Consider the following 4249-nt stretch of genomic DNA (forward strand, 5'->3'; position numbering starts at 1 on the left):
CATCACCCCAAACGGTAACTAACCGACACCAAGGTCGGATCCACCGTTAATCGGACACTCCCTTATAAGCCAGTTTAAGTATCAATTGGAGACCTCCCCGATCCACGATGACTTGGCTCGTAAACATACTGATGAGCCATCGGTGCGTCGGTTCCGGTGCGTGCAGCGGCTCGTGATCCGAACCGCTGGTGCCTTGGAGTGCGGAACCGACAGTGAGGCTAGACCGCTGAACTCCACGTTCGTTCGGGTGCGAGTTCCGACATGTGAGCGGCTATGCGGGTAGCCGCGTGGTCCTGTCAAGCGTTCGTATCGCCTGGTGAAAGGGTGGATAGCGCGCTATCCAGTATGTATTTACAGTATTGTATGTATTGCCAGTCTGCACTGTCTGTACAGTATGCAGGGTATGCACGGTATGCGATAGCCTGTCAGTAAATACAAGCATGACAAGCATGACAACACAGCCTGCATTGACAAGTCAGTCCATACCGCATGGCTTGTGAGTCGAGATGAGGAGAGTTCTAGCGATGGCAGTCATTGCCTTTTGCAACCAGAAGGGTGGATCGACCAAGACGGCAACGACGATCGGGCTCGCAGCAGCGCTGTCGGCCGCAGGCAAGTCGGTGTTGTTGGTGGATCTTGACCCTCAGGCGAACCTGACGACTGGCCTAGGCATCGAGCCGGCCGAAGCCGAATACACGGCCAACGATGTCTTCACCGAACAAACGACCCTCGATGAGGCGGTCGTTGCGACCACCTGGCCGCACATCGACATCCTGGCCGGAACACCGGCGCTGGCCAATAGGGAAGCTGACGCCGCCCTCGACATCCACTACAGGCTCAGGAACGCACTCAGCGATGCGTCCAGGTCTTGGGATCACATCCTGATCGACACCTCGCCGTTCGTCGGCAAGCTGATGGCTAACGGGCTGGCCGCGGCCGACAGTGTCGTCATACCTACTGACGCGAGCCCAGACGGTGCTCGAGGCGTGGATGCGATCAGCGAGTCGGTCATTCTTGCCCGCCGAAGCTTTAACGAGCGACTTGAAGTGGCGGCAATTGTCATCGGGCGGCGTGAGCGCAATGGAGAACAAGACTTCCGGGAGCAAGAGCTGCGCAGCAAGTACGAAGCATTGGTCGCGAAGACCGTGATCCCGAAACGAGCAGCCGTCGTCGACGCCCACGGTCTCGCAGTACCGATCACCACACTCAAGGGGTCCGGAGCATTTGCAGTGACCAGTGCCTATCGCGATCTGGCACTCGAACTTGACCTCATCTGACAAGAAGGCGGAACAGTCCCATGGCCATAGAACGAAAAACCGTGACAAAGGCGCCTGAACAGCACCCGTTTGAACGCATGGGAACCGAAAAGGTGCCCGCGGCCCCCGAAACAGCGTCAACCCCAGCCGCTGCCCCAGCGCAACTCGCAGAACCCTCAACCCGAACAGCTACGCCACAAAAGCGGGAGACGCCAGCGAAGCGGTCGGCGCAGGGTAGGGCAGTAGCACCCGCAGCAAGAGACGAGACAGCCCCCAAGGATCCGCTGATCACTCGGACCTACCGGATCCCCCAAAGCCTCGACGAGAGAATGCAAGCCGCAAGCTTGCGGCTCGGCGTGGAACGGGGTCGGGTCGTCAACAAAACCGACATCGTCCGAGAGGGTGTTGAGAAGTTGCTCGACGAGCTCGGTCTCTGACGCGCCGCTTGTAAATACGCGCAATACGCGCAATACGAGACATACAGACAATACGTGCAGGGCAGAGTGCCCGCGCCCACGGCCCTGGCTGGTGATTGCACCCACCAACCAGGACCTCGACCACAGATAGGACCTGTGACCGTGGTCTCCAACTCTAAGCGTCCCCCGATTGAACGTGTTGCTGTTGCGACGGCCATCGCTGTCACCGTCGTTCTCGCACTGGGCAGCTTCGCGCTGAGCTTCTCCGCCTTGTGGGACATCGCTACCGAGATTTGGCCTCAGCGTGAACTCTCATGGATCGCGCCGGTTCTGATTGACGGAACGATCCTGCAAGCCACGATCTCGCTGGTCGCTGCCGCCGGAGATCCGACGCCGGCACGTCGCCGCTTCTTCTGGCTTCTCCTGGCCGTCGCGGCCGCGATCAGCATCAGCGGCAACGCGCTGCACGCTTACGTCACCGGGACCGGATCACTCTCACCTGTCGCCGCCGTGATTGGCGGAACGATCCCGCCGGCCTTCCTGCTGCTCTCGACCCACGGCCTTGTGCTCCTCATCAGGCCCAACGACCGACGAACCGCGGCGGAACCGTCTGAGGGTGATCTTGCAGGTGTTGCTCTGCCATCCGTTGAGGTGGGGGCCCCGACTGTTCTTGCTGACGCCGAGGTGGACCAGGTCGAGGAGCGTGCGGTCAACGAGTATCTCGAACCGGCCCGGCATCTGAGAGAACAGACGAACTCTGTCACCGAGACCCCGACGATTGCCCGCATCCTGTGGCTGGCGGACAACAAGCCGTCGCTGTCCAGGCGCGCTATTGCCACGGACGTGAACGTGCACCACAACACCGTGACCCGGATCCTCGAGGCGTGGGCCGAGTATGCCCCGGTCTATTGGGAAGCAGAGCGGGTCGGCGACCTGGCCCCGGCGTAACCGCCGCCCAGGTTCCTGGCGCCGGTTACAGCGCCCGAATGCGGTCCGGAGATAGCCAAAAATGGCTTTGCACAGAGCATTTGCGGTTCGAACTTTCCACCTCGCAGATCACCAGGCCGATCCAGGCCCCAGAATTCGCTCGAATCCACGCCAGCTGACGGCCTGGTTGAGACCGCTCGACTCGAAGACCGAATGCCCGGGTCTCTAAGGAGACCGGACTGCGACCGGCGGTCATGAATGCCCAGCTCAAAGTAGGTAGCAGGTTGACCTCCACCGGTCGTGGAGGGTCGAAGACGTGCAGAGTGGGGGAGTGCTGCCACGACTCGAACATAGTTTCGATATTGTAGTACGGTGCGGGTCGGTGGGGCAGAGATGTCCGGGTGCCTCTGTGTATGTCAACCGGTGAGTGTGGTTCCCCCCAAATCGTGGAGGACTCCTCTATGCGGCTTCGGGCTCCGCGACTGCAGCGTTCTCGTAGTCGATGGGGCTGACCATCCCAATCGTGGAGTGCCGGCGGACGTGGTTGTAGAAGCCGTAACACCAGTCAAGCACACCGGCCTTGGCTCCGGCAAGAGTCTCGAAATCGTTGCGTGACAGTACCTCCCACTCCAGGGAAGAGAAGAACGCTTCGGCAGCGGCATTGTCGAAGCATGACCCGACGCGGCCCATCGACTGACGGAGTCCCATCCGACGGCACAGCTTGGTGAACTTGTTGGAGGTGTACGTCGACCCGCGGTCACTGTGGAAGATGACCCGTTCGGACTCCTCGTCACGCCTTATGGCCTGCTTACCGCCTCGGGTGGCCACCGCCATCTCGATTGCTGCACACGCGAGCGGTGCGTCTGGATGCACGCTGGTGGCCGCACCCAGCAATCGGCGGCTGTAGAGGTCGATCACGGTCGCCAGATACAACTTCCCGGCCGCAGTCGGGATCTCGGTGATATCGCCGACCCACTTCTCGTTCGGACGCGTCGCGGTGAAGTTCCGGCGCACCAGATCCGGGAACTTCGGTGCCGTCTTGTCCTGCCGGGTCAGCCCGTTTCGGCGACGGATCCGGCGTGCCACCAAACCCTGCCGGCGCATCGAATCCGCGACCGTCTTCTCGCTCACTGTCCACCCGTCCTCACGCAGGTCCACGTGCAGCCGCGGGGAACCATGCAAGCCCCGCAATGTCATGAACTTGACCTTGACTGCGCGGTCTACCGTGTCGCGCCGATAGTCACGCGCGGTATGCAATCCTGTTGCTGCACCCGGCTTTTGAGAACGCTTGAACCACTTGTAGAACCACGCCATACTCACGCCAAGCAGCGCGCACGTGACCGTATGTGGCACTCGATAGGTGGTCCTCTGCTCTGCGATGAAGCGGGCCAGCATCACTTCGTCGCCTCCTTCACCCACAGGACCACCGATCGTTTTAAAACATCGCGCTCCATCCGCAACTCGGCCACCTCGGCACGCAACCGCTTGAGCTCGGCAGCACTATCGCCGCTCGCCTCATCCTCGCCGCCGCGCTCGGCGCGCGCACGGTTGACCCAGTTGCCCAGGGTGCCCTCGTTGACCCCCAGATCGCGCGCGACCTGGGCGATCGGTTTACCCGTCTCCTCGACGATCCGGACCGCCCCATCACGG

The 4249-nt window shown here is 61.3% G+C and carries 4 protein-coding genes; 2 read left to right on the plus strand and 2 right to left on the minus strand.

What is annotated here, in order from left to right; translation table 11 throughout:
- The first annotated feature begins 524 nt into the window (after positions 1-524).
- Entirely contained in the window at positions 525-1277 is a 753-nt protein-coding gene (locus BFL43_RS00180; RefSeq protein ID WP_084835630.1) for a ParA family protein, read from the plus strand.
- Between the two features lie 557 nt (positions 1278-1834).
- The gene (locus tag BFL43_RS00185; RefSeq protein ID WP_168176490.1) at positions 1835-2620 is read left to right on the plus strand and encodes a DUF2637 domain-containing protein; all 786 of its coding nucleotides are present in this window, start codon (positions 1835-1837) and stop codon (positions 2618-2620) included.
- Between the two features lie 438 nt (positions 2621-3058).
- Here the strand turns inward: BFL43_RS00185 and BFL43_RS00190 are convergent, their stop codons facing one another.
- Both BFL43_RS00190 and BFL43_RS00195 read right to left on the minus strand, forming a co-directional pair.
- Positions 3059-3997 (minus strand): IS3 family transposase, encoded by a 939-nt coding sequence (locus BFL43_RS00190; protein ID WP_084889697.1) that lies wholly within the window; start codon positions 3995-3997, stop codon positions 3059-3061.
- Positions 3994-4249, minus strand: a 256-nt coding sequence (locus BFL43_RS00195) for a transposase (protein WP_084889703.1), incomplete at its 5' end; no start/stop codon positions are given. The genes BFL43_RS00195 and BFL43_RS00190, both read right to left, overlap by 4 nt.

It is taken from the genome of Williamsia sp. 1135 (genome assembly GCF_002095395.1).
Lineage (GTDB): Bacteria > Actinomycetota > Actinomycetes > Mycobacteriales > Mycobacteriaceae > Williamsia.

Excerpts from the sequence above, each read along its gene's own strand:
- BFL43_RS00180 (WP_084835630.1), top strand. The coding sequence starts at position 525 with ATGGCAGTCATTGCCTTTTGCAACCAGAAGGGTGGATCGACCAAGACG.